The organism is Micromonospora sp. NBC_01405 (assembly GCF_045040155.1).
Classification (GTDB): Bacteria; Actinomycetota; Actinomycetes; order Mycobacteriales; family Micromonosporaceae; genus Micromonospora.
The window spans coordinates 1,472,068-1,487,653 of sequence record NZ_CP109532.1; the positions used below are offsets into that span (position 1 = coordinate 1,472,068).

The window sequence follows — 15,586 nt, forward strand, 5'->3', positions numbered from 1 at the left end:
CACCTTATCAGGAGATTCCGCGCAGGAGGGCGATTCTTCCTATCGGTCGGGTTGACAAACAGATAGCCGTGGATCGACTGTGGGAGCGCTTCCATTCACCGCTACCGCTCCGGGAGCCCGTCATGACCCGTCCCCGTCCCCGCCTCCGGTCCCGTCCCGCCCGGCTGGCACTGGCCGCCGCCCTGCTGCTGCTCGCGCCCCTGATCCCGGGCCTCGCCCCGGCCGCCTCGGCGGCCAGCCCGACCGTGTACGAGGCGGAGAGCGGCACCCTCACCGGGGTCACCGTCGAGACCGCCGCCGCCGGCTACTCCGGAACCGGTTACGTCGCCGGCTTCGACGCCGCCGACGACCAGGTCGCCATCCCCGTGCCCAACTCCCCCGGCGGCCTGTTCGAGCTGACCGTGGCCTACCGCGCGCCGTACGGCCAGAAGACCGCCTCGCTGCTGCTCAACGGCGCAGGCAACGGCGACGTCGTGCTGCCGGCCAGCACCGAATGGGCCACCGTCGCGGCCGGCAAGGTGCTGCTACGCGCCGGCGCAAACACCATCACGGTACGCAACAACTGGGGCTGGTACGAGATCGACGCGATCCGGCTCGCCCCGGTCAGCGCCCCGCCCCCGCACCAGGTCACCGGCGCGCTGGTCAACCCCGCAGCCGACGCCCCGGCGCGGGCGTTGATGCGCTACCTGGCCGCGCACTACGGCAAGGATCTGATCTCCGGCCAGCAGGACATGAGTGGGGTGCGCTGGCTGGAGGAGAACGTCGGGAAGGCCCCGGCCATCGCCGGCCTCGACCTGATGGACTACTCGCCCAGCCGGGTCGAACGCGGCACCACCTCCACCGAGGTGGAGAACGCGCTCGCCTGGGACGCCCGGGGCGGCATCGTCACCTTCGCCTGGCACTGGAACGCGCCGAGCGGTCTGATCGACACCCCCGGCAAGGAGTGGTGGCGCGGCTTCTACACCGACGCCACCACCTTCGACGTGGCGGCGGCGCTGGCCGACCCGAACTCCGCCGACTACAGGCTGCTGATCCGGGACATCGACGCGATCGCCGTCCAGCTCACCCGGCTGCGCGACGCGGGCGTACCGGTGCTCTGGCGTCCGCTGCACGAGGCCGAGGGCGGCTGGTTCTGGTGGGGTGCCAAGGGTCCCGGCCCGGCCAAGCAGCTCTACCGGCTGATGTACGACCGGCTCACCAACCACCACCAGCTCACCAACCTGATCTGGGTGTGGAACTCGATCTCCGCCGACTGGTACCCGGGCAACGACGTGGTGGACGTGGTCAGCGTCGACTCGTACCCGGCGGTCGGCGACCACGGGCCGCTCAGTGGGTCGTACGACCGGTTGGTGTCCCTGGGCGGCGACCGCAAGCTGGTCGCGCTGGGCGAGGTGGGACCCATTCCGGACCCGGAGCTGACCCGCATCTACCGGGCCGACTGGAGCTGGTTCGTCACCTGGTCCGGCGACTTCCTCACCGACGGCCGGTGGAACTCGCTGGACTTCCTGCGCCGGGTATACCGGGACGACCCGCACGTGCTCACCCTCGACGAGCTGGGCGACTGGAAGCACCCGGGCCCCAGCCCGAGCCCGACCGTCAGCCCCACCGGCTCACCGACCCCGACGCCCACCACGCCGACCCCGACCCCGACCAGCCCGACCCCGACCCCGACCGCACCGGCGGGCTGCACGGCGAGCTGGAAGCTGGTCAACCAGTGGCCCGGCGGCTTCCAGGCGGAGGTGACGGTGCACAACTCGGGCACCGCGCCGATCACCGGCTGGACGGTCCGCTGGACGTTCGGCGCCGGTCAGAGCGTGGCCAACTCCTGGAACGCCACCGTGTCGACCAGCGGGAACACCGTCACCGCCCGCAACGTCGGCTGGAACGGCCGGCTGGCCCCGGGTGGCACCGCCACCCTCGGGCTGATCGGCAGCGGGTCCGCCCCGACTCCCACGCCCACCTGCACCCCGGCCTGACCGGTCCCGACGGCCCGGGAGGTTCGCGCCGGCACCGCCACCGCGCGGGCGCGAACCTCCCGGCCACCGGAGGGCGGCGATAGGGTCGGTGGCGTGACCCACCTTGCCGCCGACGAGCGCTACCAGACCATGACCTACCGGCGCGCCGGGCGCAGCGGGCTGCGGCTGCCCGCCGTCTCGCTCGGGCTGTGGCACAACTTCGGGCCCGACCGGCCGTTCGAGCGGCAGCGCGACATCGTCCGCCGCGCCTTCGACCTCGGCGTCACCCACTTCGACCTGGCCAACAACTACGGCCCGCCGCCCGGGGCGGCGGAGGAGGTCTTCGGCCGGCTCCTCGCCGGTGACCTCAGGCCGTACCGGGACGAACTGGTGATCTCCAGCAAGGCCGGGTACCTGATGTGGCCCGGCCCGTACGGCGAGTGGGGCTCCCGCAAGAACCTGATCTCCTCGCTGGACCAGTCGCTGCGCCGGATGGGGCTCGACTACGTCGACGTCTTCTATTCGCACCGGTTCGACCCGGACACCCCGCTGGAGGAGACGATGGGCGCGCTCGACGCCGTCGTCCGCTCCGGCAAGGCGCTCTACGTCGGCGTCTCCAACTACGACTCGGCGCAGACCGAGCGGGCCGCCGCGATCCTGCGCGAGCTGGGCACGCCGCTGCTGATCAACCAGCCGTCGTACTCGATGTTGAACCGCTGGACGGAGGACGACGGGCTGCTCGACACGCTGGAGCGGGTCGGGGCGGGCTGCATCGCGTACAGCCCGCTCGCCCAGGGGCTCCTCACCGACCGCTACCTGGGCGGCATCCCGGCCGACTCCCGGGTGCGCACCAGCGTCTTCCTCAACGAGGGCAATCTCGACGAGAAGACGATGACGACGGTTCGGGCGCTCGGCGGGATCGCCGAGCGGCGCGGGCAGACGCTGGCGCAGCTCGCGCTCGCCTGGGCGCTGCGCGACCCCCGGATGACCAGCCTGATCATCGGGGCGAGCAGCGTTCCCCAGTTGGAGGCGAACGTCGCCGCGCTGGACAACCTCGACCTCACGGCCGAGGAACTGGCGGAGATCGACGGCCACCTCAACTGACTGCGGGCGTGGCGGGGTCGGTTCAGCAGTGGTGAGCTCATCCGCCAGACCCTCTATCCGCCGATCAACTCGGAGCGGGCGAGTTTATAAGACTCAGCCCTCTCGGGAAGCAACTCACTCATTCGCCCAAAGAACAACTCGCCGGCGGCGGAAATAACCGACTCGAATTCCAGCAGGTCAACACTGGCACGACGCACCATGTCACCACTGATTGATGCTACGGCCACGCGAGAACCCTGCCGGGCAAACTCAATTTTGATCGGCTGGTCCGGATAGTAGGCGCTCACAGTCTCGCGGCTTCGGAGATCTTTCACCATCGTCGCCAGATAGGACCAAAGTTGATCAACATAATCCCACTCTCGCTTTCCAACAATTTCCCTGCCATTTGCAAGAATCTCGACAGCCCCCTCAACATGGCCAGGGTCGGCCGGGCGAGTTCGACAGGATTCCACCTGCACGAACTCCCCAATTTCAGTCTTTATGAATGAATTGATCGAAACATTTTCACCTACTGCACTGGATAGAACTGCCCAACACGTTCATTATTGAGACCAAGAACATGGTCGACGCCGTCTAGACCGCCCCGGATTTGATACATGCCGGTCGGGCCGCGCTGTCCCCCACGTCGCTGCCTGACCCGTCCCGCTGACGCGCGGTCGCGGGCCGGCCCCCCGGTAGGACTGCCGCCCCGCCCCGCGACGCGGAGCGGGGCGGCAGTTGGTCACCTGGTACCGGGGGGGCGGCCACCCGTCTTGATCCAGACGAGCGCCGCCACGATCGCCAGGCCCCCGGCGGCCCCGAGCAGGATGGGCAACTTGAGCAGCAGATCCTCCGTCGCGTACCGGTCAGCCGTGGCCGCCCTGGACGGATCGTTGCGGTCGACGTACACCGTGAGCTCCTCCCCGGAGTGGTGCCGGCCCTCGTCGAGCGCGCTGGAGAACCGCTCCTGGTACGCCACACCGTCGACGGCATACGCCACGGTCATCCGGATCACCGAGGACGAACGGCTGACTCGGAACCGTTCCACCTGCACGACCCGGCCGGTCACCGCTGTCCCCTCGCTGACCCGCTGCTCGACAGTGGCGTTCAGGCGAGCATCGAGCAGGACGGCACCGCAGATCAGCACGGTTCCGAAGAGAGCCGCGACGATGACCCACATTCCGCGGGGAAGCCGTACCGATACCGACACCGGTCCTCCAAAGCACATGAGCAGCGATCTTCGGAGAGTCTACGAGGCTATCTTGGGTGTGAGCCTCAACCCACAGAACTTCCAGCGCCGGATCCGCGATATCAAAGGCTTCGTAGTGCCGACCCATGAGCTGAAGGACGGCAGGCAGGGTCGCCCAGCCGAACTGTTCCGGCGAGGACCCGCCCAGATTTTCGATTCCCCTATGCTTCGGCCACGGCAGCGGCAGAGGGCGTGACGTCATAACGTCGGCCTGACATCCTCCTGCGCTTCGCCGTAGAGGGAACCGAGCCTGGATCTTTGGCAGGACGTGCGACACGCCCGGGCATCTCGGCACCGAAACCCCCTCCGCCACCGTCGGTGACGGTCCGGAACCTTAGCTGGTGTTCATTCGCCCAAGATCATTTCGGTTAAGCCTGCATTCGCTGCCCCATTCTGCACGTCAACCCAAAGATGATCAGCCGTCTCGGCGAGCTTGAAGACGACCTGATCGCACGCCGCCAGCACGCCGAGAGCGAGAACTGGCGCGGAGAAATCGAAGGACTCGACTTGCCCCTCACCTTCCTGCGCACCAAGCGCCAAGAAGCCCAACGTCTCGCCCGCCGACCGCTCGTCCAGCTCGGCATCCCACAACCGAGAGGTGACAACGCTGATACCCCGGCACCCCTCAAGCACCAGCAAAACCGCGACGCCCCGTGAAGCAGTTTTCCAGCTCCACGGGGCGTTCTGGTCGCGGTCGCTGCGCGCGGACTCAGGACTCGGCGATGATGAGATAGAACATGAAGCCGGCGACGACCGGACCGCGCTCCAAGCGCTGCAGCCACGGCCCGGCATCGGATTCGCTCATCGCCCCCGCCTGCACCGCTCGGGCAGAGTTGCGCCGCAATCCGAGAATCTCATTCGCCGTGGCGAAGTCGCGGAACAGCACCGCAACCGGTTCGACGGATCTGATGCGGAAGCCGGCTCGGACGCACAGGCGAACCAACTCCCGCCCGATCGTTGGGTTGCGCACCCGGCCCGCGACGAAACGGGCGAACCGCCGGCTGGTATCGAGGTCCTGATCGGCGACCGCCAGGGTGTCCCAATCCGGCTCGGCCATACCGAAAAGCCCTCCGGGGCGAAGCACCCGGCGCACTTCCTCCACAGCCCTCGCCGGGTCGGCCACGTGCTGCAAGACACGATCCGTTCGTGCGCGGTCGACGCCGTCGTCAGGTATGGGCAGGTCAAGGAGATCGCCCAGGAGCAACTCCACGTTCGGCCGGTCAGCCATCCGTCGACGTGCTTCTTCCAGCATCCGAGGCTCGCGATCGACGCCGATGACCGAGCCTTCTCCACCTACCGCATCAGCAAGCCGAGCAAGGTCCGTTCCAGGACCGCATCCGACGTCCAGCACCGTCTGTCCTGGACCCGCGTCCAGAGACGCCACGAATCGCTGCTTGTAGTCCATGCCCACCGCCGTGCTGGCAGCTGCGTCCATGTAGGCAATCTGGTCCGGTGCGGCCGTTGCCGCCGTGAGTCCAACCATCCGCTCACCGAAGCACAAGGGCGGGAGCGATTGGTGGAGAGGTTGTGGAGATTTCGGAGAAGGTCTCGAGCATCAAATCGATCGCCTGTCACCCGATCGAGTGAAGTGCAGATAAGCTGCACCGACCGCGCCCTCGGTGCCGGCGACGGGCGAGTGCTCCGGATCGCCGAGGGCATCCGCTGGGCGGGATAAGCCGGCCCGCGGCGCACCGATGATGGGCATCCGCCCCCGACCGGCGCCCGCCGGGCACGCCCCGGGCCGCTCGGAGGACGGACCCGGGGCAACGCGCACGCCATCGGTGCCGGGCGGCACCGGGCGCACACAATCCGGTCGCTGGGCTCGCATTCGCCCGCTATGGTCCGCCGCATGAGGCTGGAGAAGATAACTCCGGAGAACTACCAGGCGGCTCTCGCGCTGTCCGTACGTCCCGATCAAGAGGATCTGGTCGCCCCGGTGGTCAAGTCGTTGGCCGAGGCGTACGTGTTTCCCGAACACGCCTGGCCAAGGCTGATCTATGACGGCGACCGGCTGGTCGGCTTCCTGATGGCCTTCCTCGACATACCGTGGGGCCGCAGTCACGACGACCTGCGCTCCGGCCTGTGGCGGCTGAACATCGCGGCTGACGCCCAGAGGAGCGGCTACGGTCGGTTCGCCGTCGAGGCCGTGTGCGCGGAGATCGGTGCCCACGGCGGCACCCGGGCATACGTCACCTGGGAACCCGGTCCCGGTGGGCCGGAGAAGTTCTACCTGAAGCTGGGCTTCCGGCCGACCGGCGAGCAGAGTGGCGGCGAGACCGTCGGCGTCCTGGACCTGTGAAAACCCCGGCCGAGCCCAGGGCGGCACCGCGCTCGGCCTCGGGACAGTTGTCGGCGTAGCTCGGACCTGGGCCGGTCAGCTCATCCGCCGTCACGGTCTCGAAGCAATTCCCCCACATAACCGACATCACCCCTCTCGGGCATCCGTTCCGGCTGACCGGTGCAGGTCATCGGCCAGCTCGGCTGCTACCTGCTCCGGCTCCGCCAGACAACGCCAGGCCGGTACCCGACGGACGGGGGTGAGGCCGGCGGTGATGTCGAGCTGGGCGAGCACCTTACGCAGTCCCCGGCCGTCGGAATCCCCCGCCGGATCGTCAACGACGACGGCCAGTTCGACCTCCGCGTGGCGCGCAACGATGTCGACGGTCCGCCCAGTCACGGGGACGTCGCGCCGCACGGCGAGGCCGGCTTCCCCAAGGGCACGATGCAGCCGGTCGGTGGCCACCACCGAGGCATCCGGCACCCTGTCGGCGACTTCGCGGCCGAGGGCCAGAGCGGTGAGCAGTCCACGTTGCGCCGACCACCACGAACGGTCGCCGACCACGACGAGCTGGGACCGGGCCCGGGTGATGGCGACATTCCACAGGTTGGTCTGGTGCACGAGCCAGCCTCGGGTGCGGTCCGGGATGCCGTGCGCCCCGACGGGCGAGACGACCATGATGTCCCGTTCGCTGCCCTGGAACTTGTGGATGGTCGCGCAGAGCAAATTGTCGGTGAGGCCGGCGTCGCGCAGGGCCGCGGCCAGGCGGCGCTGGTGCGCGGCGAGCGGCGTGACCACCCCGATCGAGGCATCGGGGTACGCCGTCCGCAGGTGCGCCACCTCGGTGACGACCTGATCGATCTCCACCTGGTTGCGCCCGGAGCCGGTCGCCCCGGGGCTGAACCTTCCGGGGACGTCGCGCCAGCGCACCGCCTGCTCGGCTGGAGCGGCCAGCCGGGCCGGGTCGGTCAGCACGGTGAGCCGCCCCTGGTAGACCTCCCGGTTCGGCACCTCGACGATGTCCGGGTGGCACCGGTAGTGCTCGTCGAGGAGGTGCGTCGCGCCCGCCGCGGCGGCGAACGCGTCGTACGCGGAGTGGTTTGTGTAGGTGAGCCGACGGGTGGTCAGCCAGCCGGTACTCACATCGGCCCGGGCGCGCTCGGTGACGTCGTCAGTCTCGGGCAGGTCCACCACGGGCGCGAGCTGACGCGGATCGCCGATGATCAGTGCCCGCTTGGCGCGGTAGAGCATGGGCAGGATCGCGGGAATGGTGCACTGCGCCGCCTCGTCGATCACCACCAGGTCATACAACGCGGGGCTTCTGCGCAGCCGCCGGGCGGAGAGCGCGGTCACCGCCCAGCCCGGCAGCACCCGCAGCAGCTCGGGGAAGTAGGCCCAGCTGTCCGACTGCGGCTTGGCCATCTCGTCGGCCCGGTCCTGCAACAGGCGCGCTCCCGCAGCCACCCGGCGGGCGATCTGCGCCCGCAGTAGCTCGATGCTGCGGGCGGGCCTGTCGGTGCCGACCAGGCTGACGAGTTTGCGCCAGGAAGCCTCGGCGTCGGGCAGCTCGGCGAGACGCTGCCGGCGTTCGCGCCAACGCAGCTCGATCACGGCCCGCTCGGCGAGCGCCTCGACGGCGTCCCGGTCGACGGCCCGGTACGCCCGCAACCGCCACCGGTACCACCACCCGAACCACCTGCTGGCGAGCGCTCGATCGGTCAGGTGGACGAGCTGCGCCAGAGCCCTGTCGTCGTCCGGCAGCGTGGCCACTCCGGCGCTCGGGTCGGCGTCACGCTCGACGGCCAACTCGGCGAGGTCGCGTTCGAGCAGGCGTAGCTCGTCCAGCGTCGCCCGGAGTTCGGCGGCCTTCTCGGCCAGCAGTCGCAGCTCGTGCAGCGGGGTCCGGTCGTCCGGCATGGCGTGCGGCGCTGCCTGCGGATAGGCCACGAGGATGTCGGCGAGGTGTTTCGGTTCCTGCAGACGGTGTTCCTTGTTACCGGTACGCAGCAGCAGGCCCGGGCCGATCAGGTCGGTGACCCGGCCGAGCACCGAGTCGACGGCCTGATTGCTGGTGGAACCGATGAGCACGCTCTGGCCTGCGGCGGTGGCGGTGGCCAGCAGGGCGGTTACCAGTTGACTCTTGCCGGTGCCCGGCGGCCCCTGGGCGACGGTCAACGGCTGTGACATCGCCGCCTGGATGATCTCTTCCTGCGCCTCGTTCGTGGCGCTCATCGCCACCGTCACGGCCGGCGTCGGAGGCACCTCGTCGGGGCGGAGCGCCAGCGCGCCCAGGGCGGTCCGCTCGATGAGCTTCGGATTCTTGACCATGCCTCGCAGGTCGTCGACGAGCTGCCGCTGCGGCGACTCGGTGGCGTCGACGGTGTAGAGGATGGCCGCGTTCTGGACCCGGCTCACCGGTCCCGGGCGGATGGTGCCGGCGAGCATCGCCGGGTCGAGCTCGACCACCGGGTCCAGCCCGAACGTCTTCATGAGCACATCGGCGGTGGCGACCAGGGCAGCGGGGTCGCCTGGCACGAAGACCTGCTCGACGCGTTGCCGCAGTTCGTCGGCTTCCACCTCGGAGAGCTGGAACAGGTCGACGAGGGCGGAGCTGGGACGGGGCGGAAAGGAGGCGTGCAGGACATCGTCCGCGCCGACGGTGACATCGCAGACCAGGAGCGGGGCGAGCCGTGGAGGTCGGCCCCGGCCGGGCCGGATGGCGACGACCGGGTAGCCGTACTGCACCTCCCTGCCGTCGGCCCGGGCCCGTGCGGCGAGTTTGGCGGCCGTACCGCCCAGCCGGACGGGCGCGTCCGAGGTGAGGACGGCCTCGGACCCGGGCGGAGCCGCGACGTACGTGCCGGTTGCCTGGGGATCGATGAGGGACTGCAACACGGTCGACCGCTGCATGCAGTTGACGTAGTAGGTCACCAGGCGGCGCCACTGGTCGGCGTCGAACGGCGCCTCGTCCGCCGGAGTGGTCGGGACGGCTGCGACCTGCCGCGCGGCGGCGGCGGATCCGGGCACCGTCGCCAGCCGGATCGGCTCGGTGACTCCCTCACTCGACTCGACCGGGTTGTGCTGACGACGCCGGGCCATCTCGGTCAGGGCGTACCGGGAAAGGTCGTTGGTGGTTATCCAGCCGTCGTCCGCCGTCCCCTCGGCCGCGCCCCGCAGGCCGGTGAGGAGCACCTCGGTGAAGATCGAAGGCTGGTCCGGCCCCTGCGCCTTCGACGCCTTCAGGTGGGTGCTGGAGGTCAGGATGAAGGTGCCGCGCTCACGCTTGGCGCGGCGCGGCTCCTCGCGCACCCCGCCACGGAAACGGTGCCGGGCCGTGAACGCGCCGGAGAAGCAGCAGTCGAGGAGGACGACCTTCTGGCTGGCCTTGGTGTGGTTGAGCAGATGACGCAGGGTGCCGTCGGTGTCGAGCGCGGTCGCGTGCAACTGCCCGCAGACCGTGTCGGTCGCGGCCAGGAACAGCGACTGCCCGTCGCCGTGCAGCACGCCGTGGCCGGAGTAGTAGAGCAGCGCCAGGTCGCCGTTGCGCCGCGCGCCGTAGAACTCCTCGACGACCTGGCGCAGGTGCGCGGCCGGCAGGTCCAGTTCGGCGCGTACGGTGTCGAACTCACCGGCGCCGTCCAGCAGCGCCTTGAGCTGTGCCACGTCCTGTCGTACCGAAGGAAGGGGCGCAAGCTCGCGGTCGACGTGGCAGGCGGCCGTGCCGAGCAGCAGGGCGTGCCGACCCATCAGCGGCGGGACCTTTCGATCGCGGCCCGCACCGTCCTGATCAGCTCGTCGGTCTGGGCGTGGGTGGGCCGGTCGATGGTCAGCTCGATGTCACCGACCCGCAGGTGCACCCGGCGGCCGGTGTGACGTTGCAGGAAGGCCAGGACCACGTCGACCAGGGCCTGCACGTAGCCGGGGTCGACGCCCGCCAGCACGGTCACCACGCCGAACGCCAGCTCGCCGACGCCCTTGGCGGCCGGGTCGGTGGTGGGCCGCTCGACGCGCTCCACCTCGCCGGCCTCGCGGAGGTCGTCCGCCAGTTCCTCGGTCAGCTCGTTGAGGACGAACTCGTCGTCGTCGGCGAGCGGCGTGAAGTCGATCCGGATGCGGACGTGAGACACCCAACCTCCTCGGCGTGCGGTGCTGACGAGGCTACGGAGGCGGCGATGAGTGCGGCTATGTCTGTCGGCTTTCCGATCAACCCGTCCACACGCGACTGACCGGTCGGCTCAAACATCGACCCTGGCCGTCTCGGGCGGGGAATGACGCACTCCGGTGGGTTGGTCCCGCCCCTGGTCGGCGGCCTGATCGGTCGTGGCCGCCCGCGCCGGAGTGATGGCGGTTCCGGGCCCAGGAGGCCGGGCCGCTAACTGGCCGACTCGGCCTTGAGCCCCGCGATGAAACCGACCCAGGAGCGGCCGTCGAAGGCGAGCGCCGGGCCGCTGCGGTCCTTGGTGTCGCGGACGCCCACCGCGCCGCCGACGAACCGCACCTCGACGCAGGCCGCGTTGTTTGAGCTGCGGGAGGACTTGAACCAGCCACGATCGGGGGTGGGGCGAGGGGCCATCACGTCATCTCCTTGGCGATCCGCCGGATCAGCGCCAGCGACTCCGCCGAGCTTAACGCCCGTTCCCGCGCCTCAGCGAAGGTCACCGCGTAGTCCGCGACCCGGCTGGACTGGTCGATGATGTCGCTGGAGGTGAGCACCTCCTGCCAGACCAACTCGGGCAGCCGGGGCGACGGGAAAGACAGGATCTGGAACGGGCCACCGAGCGCGGGATGCGCCCCGGCGGCGAACGGCATCACCCGGATCTCGATCTGGCCGGGGCGCTCGGTCAGCAGCCGGTCGAGCTGGTCGAGCTGGGCACGCATCACCTCCGGGCCACCCACCTGCTGCCGCAGCGCGCCCTCAGCGATCACGGTGGTCAGGCGCAGCGGGTGGTCACCGTCCAGCCGCCGCTGCCGCGCCAACCGTGCGGCGACCCGCCGGTCCATCTCGGTCAGCCGGACGTAGGTGTTGCCGCCCCGGATGACCGCGCGGGCGTACTCCTCGGTCTGCAACAGCCCGTGCAACAGTTCGTTGTCGTAGCTGTGGATGTGCTCGGCGCCCGCCTCGTAGCCGAGGAAGCGGAGAAAGTCGGCGGGGAAGAGCTGCGAGTACTGGTGCCACCAGGCCCGCTGCATGGCACCGACCCGCAGCTCCTCCAGCTCGGTGGCGTCGGACGGGTCGAGCTCGTAGATCTTGACAAGCTGGGCCAGCCGGTCGGCGGGCAGCTTGACCCGCCCCGCTTCTACCCCCGAGATGTACGCCTGCGTGATGCCGCTGGCGCGGCCCGCCGCGACCGCAGTCATCCCGACTTCCTCGCGACGCTCGCGCAGCCGTATCCCGAGCTCCCACCCCTGGACCGTGGGCGATGCGGGCGGAGGCGTCGACTTACGACGTGTCCTTGGTGCGTTCGATGCCATCTCAACTCCATCCGTTCTTTGCCGATGTCATTTCGGCGACCATAGTCGACGGACACGCCGGACACCACTTTCTTGATATAAGCGAGCGTGTCGGTAATGCTGCTTTGGGAAGTCCTTCCAAACAGCAGGAGGCGACATGTTCAGCGAGGTCAGGTGGATCTCCCGGGAGCCGGAGGTGCGGCACGCGTTCTCGCTCTCCCGGATCGTCGACGCCGGCACCGTGGACGAGTGGTACGACCTGCTCGGGGTCGTCCGGGTGCCAACCGACCGGCGGGTGCCGGACAAGCTGCGCGACCAGCTACGGCCGTGGGCGCTGGCCACCCTGGCGGCCGGCGGGTACGGCTTCGGCCGCTACTACGCCAGCTACTCCACACTGGACGAGGACGACGAGCCGGACAAGGCCATCTCGGACGAGGACATCAACTGGTCCGGCAGCACCGTCCTGATCCCCGTCGAGCAGCCGGCCGGGCCCTGATCCGGCGGGCCCCGATCAACCGACCTGAGCATCCCGTGGCGGTCAGCAGCTGGCCTGGGATGCTGTCCGGGTGACCACCATCCGCTCCGTAGTGCTGGTGGGGCTGTTCTCCGCGAAGGACCGCGAATACCAGGACCGCCTCGACGCGCTGGAGGCGCAGGTGACGGCGCTGGGCGGACGAGTGTTGGGCCGTTTCGTCCAGCGTAGAGGCGTCTCCGACGGCGGGGTACGACTGATGACAGCACCGCTGTCGCGCCGTTTCCTCATCGGTCCGGGAAAGCTGGACGAGATCGCTGCGACGTGTTCGAGCAAGCACGTCGACGCCGTTGTCTTCATCAACGACCTGAGCGGCTACCAGCGCCGCTGGCTGTCGACGCGCCTCGGGCGCTCGGTGCTCACGCAGGCCGACCTCGACCAATCAGGGCATGGCCTCGCCAGCCCAACCCGAACACATCGTCGCCCTGGCCGGGAGCGGCCCAATCACCGCCGATAGCACCGTCACCTCACGAGCCACGACTCCCGACCGGCCAGGCCGGGTTCCGCTCACTTGAAGGCGGCGTGGCCGGTCAGCACCTGTCCGATGATCAGCTGATGCACCTCGGAGGTGCCCTCGTAGGTGAGCACGGATTCGAGGTTGGCCGAGTGCCGGATGACCGGGTAGTCGAGGGTGATCCCGGCCGCGCCGAGGATGGACCGGCACTCGCGGGCGATGGCGATGGCCTCCCGTACGCTGTTGAGCTTGCCCAGGCTGACCTGCCGGTGGTCGAGTGTGCCGGCGTCCTTCATCGCGCCGATCTGCAACGCCAGCAGCATCCCCTTGCCCAGTTCCAGCCCCATGTCGGCGAACTTGAGCTGGGTGGCCTGGTACGCGGCGAGCGGCTTGTCGAAGATCAGGCGGCTGCGGGCGTACGCGATCGTCGTCTCCAGGCAGTCGTGGGCCGCGCCCAGTGCCCCGAAGACGATGCCGAAGCGGGCCTCGTTGAGACACGACAGCGGCCCGGACAGGCCGGCGGCCCCCGGCAGCATCGCGTCGGCGGGCAGCCGCACGTCGTCGAGGACGAGTTCCGAGGTCACCGAGGCGCGCAGGGAGAGCTTGCGGGTGATCTCCGGGGCGGTGAAGCCGGGGGTGCCGGCGGGGACGAGGAAGCCTCGGACGCCCTCGTCGGTGCGGGCCCACACCACGGCGACATCAGCGATCGAGCCGTTGGTGATCCACATCTTGGTGCCGTCGAGCACCCAGTCGTCCCCGTCGCGGCGGGCCCTGGTCCGCATGCCGGCCGGGTCGGAGCCGAAGTCCGGTTCGGTCAGGCCGAAGCAGCCGATCGCCTCGCCGGCCGCCATCCGGGGCAGCCACTGCTGCTTCTGCTCCTCGGACCCGAACCGCCAGATGGCGTACATGGCGAGCGATCCCTGCACCGAGACCAGGGAGCGCAGCCCCGAGTCGCCCGCCTCCAGCTCGAAGCAGGCCAGCCCGTACGCGACGGCGGAGGTGCCGGCGCAGCCGTAGCCCTCCAGGTGCATGCCGAGCACGCCGAGTTCGCCGAGTTCGCGGGCCAGGTCCCGGACGGGCAGGCTGCCGTCCTCGTACCAGGTGGCGATCTCCGGGCGGATCCGCCGGTCGACGAAGCCACGTACGGCAGCCTGGAGGACCCGGGTGTCGTCGTCGATCAGCGCGTCGACGCCGAAGTACGCGAGCGTGGGCGCGGGGGTGGACAGGGTCACGATTCGTTTCCTCCCGGGGCTTCTACGAGCTGCGTGTTCACGCTACGCGCGACGGCGACGGCCAGCGCGTCCAGCGCGGGCAGTCGGTCACCCGATGCGGCCGGCCCGACCCAGCAGGTACCGCTGTTCGACCTGGTTCCGCGTCAGGTCGGCCGCCTCGCGGTACCGGGCCGCCGCGCCGGTCGGGTCGCCGGTCAGCTCCAGCAGGTGGGCGCGGACGGCGCGTTCCCGTTGCCGGGTCAGCGGTTCCTCGTCGAGGTGGTGGCTCCGGTTGAGGTCGTCGAGCAGCGCCAACCCGCGGGCCGGCCCGTACGCGTGGGCGACCGCGACCACCCGGCTCAGCCGCACCGGCGCGGTCGGGCTGAGTTGTTCCAGTCCGAGGTACAGCGCCGCGATCTGGGGCCAGTCCGTCCGGTCCGGTGACGCTGCCGCGGCGTGCACGGCCGCGATCGCCGCCTGCAACTGGTACGTGCCGACCTCGCGCCGCCGCCAGACGCTGTCGATCAGCCCGGTGCCCTCACGGATCAGCTCGGGATTCCACTGCGTCCGGTCCTGCTCGTCGAGCGGCACCAGCTCGTCGCCCCGCGTACGGGCAGCCCGCCGCGACTCGGTGAGCAGCATCAGCGCGAGCAGCCCGGTCGCCTCGGCGTCGTCCGGCAGGGAGTCGTGGAGCATGCGGGTCAGCCGGATCGCCTCGCGGGTCAGGTCGACGCGGGCGAGCGCGTCGCCGGTGGAGGCCGTGTAGCCCTCGTTGAAGATCAGGTACAACACCTGCATGACGGCGTTCATCCGGCTGTCCCGGTCGGCGTCGGTCGGCGGGGTGAACCGGGCGCCGGTGCGGGCCAGCTGCTGCTTGGCGCGGCTGATCCGGGCGCCCATGGTGTTCTCGGCCGTCCCGTAGGCATGCGCGATCTCCGCGGTCGTCAGGCCGCCGACCGCGCGCAGGGTGAGCGCCACCTGGGAGGTTGCGCTCAGCGCGGGATGGCAGCACAACAGCAGGAGCTTGAGACTGTCGTCGGTCGCCAGCGGCGGGTGCGCCCGCCGGGCCGGATCCCGCATCGCCAGCTCGGTCCTGCCGACGTGCTGCTCGCGGCGGCGTCTGGCCTGGTCGGTGCGGAGCAGGTCGACCATCCGCCGGTACCCGATCCGGATCAGCCAGCTTCGCGGGTGCTCCGGCACACCGTCGGTCGGCCACGCCCGGCTCGCGACGAGCAGCGCCTCCTGCACCGCGTCCTCGGCGATGTCGAAATGGCCGAAGCGCCGCACCAACGCGCCGAGCACCTGCGGTGCCTCGGCGCGCAGCAGGTGCTCGACCTCCGACGTCACGCGAATTCGGCCGCTCGGCGGCCCGC

Annotated in this window: 16 protein-coding genes; 7 read left to right on the top strand and 9 right to left on the bottom strand. The window is 69.9% G+C overall.

Features of this window, described 5'->3' with window-relative positions:
* The first annotated feature begins 122 nt into the window (after positions 1 to 122).
* Positions 123 to 1,976: a glycosyl hydrolase gene (locus tag OG559_RS05770; RefSeq protein ID WP_405113193.1), complete on the top strand. Its 1,854-nt coding sequence runs from the start codon at positions 123 to 125 to the stop codon at positions 1,974 to 1,976.
* A 93-nt stretch (positions 1,977 to 2,069) separates the two neighbouring features.
* On the top strand, positions 2,070 to 3,059 hold the full coding sequence (gene mgrA / locus OG559_RS05775) for an L-glyceraldehyde 3-phosphate reductase (RefSeq protein ID WP_405113195.1): 990 nt from the start codon (positions 2,070 to 2,072) through the stop codon (positions 3,057 to 3,059).
* A gap of 53 nt (positions 3,060 to 3,112) precedes the next feature.
* On the opposite strand, the gene OG559_RS05780 is transcribed toward mgrA, so the two are convergent.
* Together OG559_RS05780 and OG559_RS05785 are read right to left on the bottom strand one after the other, a co-directional pair.
* Positions 3,113 to 3,517: a hypothetical protein gene (locus OG559_RS05780; RefSeq protein WP_405113197.1), complete on the bottom strand. Its 405-nt coding sequence runs from the start codon at positions 3,515 to 3,517 to the stop codon at positions 3,113 to 3,115.
* A gap of 263 nt (positions 3,518 to 3,780) precedes the next feature.
* Positions 3,781 to 4,248 (bottom strand): DUF3592 domain-containing protein, encoded by a 468-nt coding sequence (locus OG559_RS05785; protein ID WP_405113199.1) that lies wholly within the window; start codon positions 4,246 to 4,248, stop codon positions 3,781 to 3,783.
* Between the two features lie 16 nt (positions 4,249 to 4,264).
* Between OG559_RS05785 and OG559_RS05790 the strand changes: the two genes are divergently transcribed.
* Together OG559_RS05790 and OG559_RS05795 are read left to right on the top strand one after the other, a co-directional pair.
* Positions 4,265 to 4,483 (top strand): NrtR DNA-binding winged helix domain-containing protein, encoded by a 219-nt coding sequence (locus OG559_RS05790; RefSeq protein WP_405113201.1) that lies wholly within the window; start codon positions 4,265 to 4,267, stop codon positions 4,481 to 4,483.
* A gap of 215 nt (positions 4,484 to 4,698) precedes the next feature.
* Positions 4,699 to 4,944 (top strand): recombinase, encoded by a 246-nt coding sequence (locus OG559_RS05795; RefSeq protein ID WP_405113203.1) that lies wholly within the window; start codon positions 4,699 to 4,701, stop codon positions 4,942 to 4,944.
* Positions 4,945 to 4,996: 52 nt separating this feature from the next.
* On the opposite strand, the gene OG559_RS05800 is transcribed toward OG559_RS05795, so the two are convergent.
* The gene (locus tag OG559_RS05800; RefSeq protein ID WP_405113205.1) at positions 4,997 to 5,770 is read right to left on the bottom strand and encodes a methyltransferase domain-containing protein; all 774 of its coding nucleotides are present in this window, start codon (positions 5,768 to 5,770) and stop codon (positions 4,997 to 4,999) included.
* Positions 5,771 to 6,136: 366 nt separating this feature from the next.
* Here OG559_RS05800 and OG559_RS05805 point away from each other — a divergent pair, with 366 nt between their 5' ends.
* Positions 6,137 to 6,586, top strand: coding sequence for a GNAT family N-acetyltransferase (locus OG559_RS05805; RefSeq protein WP_405113207.1), 450 nt, complete (start codon positions 6,137 to 6,139; stop codon positions 6,584 to 6,586).
* Between the two features lie 126 nt (positions 6,587 to 6,712).
* On the opposite strand, the gene OG559_RS05810 is transcribed toward OG559_RS05805, so the two are convergent.
* The 4 genes from OG559_RS05810 to OG559_RS05825 form a co-directional block, all read right to left on the bottom strand.
* Positions 6,713 to 10,312, bottom strand: a complete 3,600-nt coding sequence (locus OG559_RS05810; RefSeq protein WP_405113209.1) for an AAA domain-containing protein — start codon at positions 10,310 to 10,312, stop codon at positions 6,713 to 6,715.
* Entirely contained in the window at positions 10,312 to 10,692 is a 381-nt protein-coding gene (locus OG559_RS05815) for a hypothetical protein (RefSeq protein ID WP_405113211.1), read from the bottom strand. The genes OG559_RS05810 and OG559_RS05815 overlap by 1 nt, the downstream gene beginning before the upstream one ends.
* A 245-nt stretch (positions 10,693 to 10,937) precedes the next feature.
* Positions 10,938 to 11,138, bottom strand: a complete 201-nt coding sequence (locus tag OG559_RS05820; protein ID WP_405116400.1) for a DUF397 domain-containing protein — start codon at positions 11,136 to 11,138, stop codon at positions 10,938 to 10,940.
* Complete coding sequence (locus OG559_RS05825; RefSeq protein ID WP_405113213.1) at positions 11,138 to 12,037, bottom strand: helix-turn-helix domain-containing protein; 900 nt, start codon at positions 12,035 to 12,037, stop codon at positions 11,138 to 11,140. The genes OG559_RS05820 and OG559_RS05825 overlap by 1 nt, the downstream gene beginning before the upstream one ends.
* A 136-nt stretch (positions 12,038 to 12,173) precedes the next feature.
* Between OG559_RS05825 and OG559_RS05830 the strand changes: the two genes are divergently transcribed.
* On the top strand, positions 12,174 to 12,512 hold the full coding sequence (locus OG559_RS05830; RefSeq protein WP_405113215.1) for a hypothetical protein: 339 nt from the start codon (positions 12,174 to 12,176) through the stop codon (positions 12,510 to 12,512).
* A gap of 70 nt (positions 12,513 to 12,582) precedes the next feature.
* On the top strand, positions 12,583 to 13,005 hold the full coding sequence (locus OG559_RS05835; RefSeq protein WP_405113217.1) for a hypothetical protein: 423 nt from the start codon (positions 12,583 to 12,585) through the stop codon (positions 13,003 to 13,005).
* Between the two features lie 50 nt (positions 13,006 to 13,055).
* On the opposite strand, the gene OG559_RS05840 is transcribed toward OG559_RS05835, so the two are convergent.
* Both OG559_RS05840 and OG559_RS05845 read right to left on the bottom strand, forming a co-directional pair.
* A complete protein-coding gene (locus tag OG559_RS05840; protein WP_405116402.1) occupies positions 13,056 to 14,183 on the bottom strand; it encodes an acyl-CoA dehydrogenase family protein in 1,128 nt (375 codons plus the stop codon).
* 138 nt (positions 14,184 to 14,321) lie between these two features.
* A complete protein-coding gene (locus OG559_RS05845) occupies positions 14,322 to 15,560 on the bottom strand; it encodes an RNA polymerase sigma factor (RefSeq protein WP_405113219.1) in 1,239 nt (412 codons plus the stop codon).
* Between the last annotated feature and the right edge of the window lie 26 nt (positions 15,561 to 15,586).

Bases quoted from the DNA above. Each gene is read 5' to 3' on its own strand.
- OG559_RS05795 (WP_405113203.1), top strand. From the start codon at position 4,699: ATGATCAGCCGTCTCGGCGAGCTTGAAGACGACCTGATCGCACGCCGC.
- OG559_RS05770 (WP_405113193.1), top strand. From the start codon at position 123: ATGACCCGTCCCCGTCCCCGCCTCCGGTCCCGTCCCGCCCGGCTGGCA.
- OG559_RS05825 (WP_405113213.1), bottom strand. From the start codon at position 12,037: ATGGCATCGAACGCACCAAGGACACGTCGTAAGTCGACGCCTCCGCCC.
- OG559_RS05790 (WP_405113201.1), top strand. From the start codon at position 4,265: ATGAGCAGCGATCTTCGGAGAGTCTACGAGGCTATCTTGGGTGTGAGC.
- OG559_RS05810 (WP_405113209.1), bottom strand. From the start codon at position 10,312: ATGGGTCGGCACGCCCTGCTGCTCGGCACGGCCGCCTGCCACGTCGAC.
- OG559_RS05805 (WP_405113207.1), top strand. From the start codon at position 6,137: ATGAGGCTGGAGAAGATAACTCCGGAGAACTACCAGGCGGCTCTCGCG.
- OG559_RS05820 (WP_405116400.1), bottom strand. From the start codon at position 11,138: ATGGCCCCTCGCCCCACCCCCGATCGTGGCTGGTTCAAGTCCTCCCGC.
- OG559_RS05800 (WP_405113205.1), bottom strand. From the start codon at position 5,770: ATGGTTGGACTCACGGCGGCAACGGCCGCACCGGACCAGATTGCCTAC.
- OG559_RS05830 (WP_405113215.1), top strand. From the start codon at position 12,174: ATGTTCAGCGAGGTCAGGTGGATCTCCCGGGAGCCGGAGGTGCGGCAC.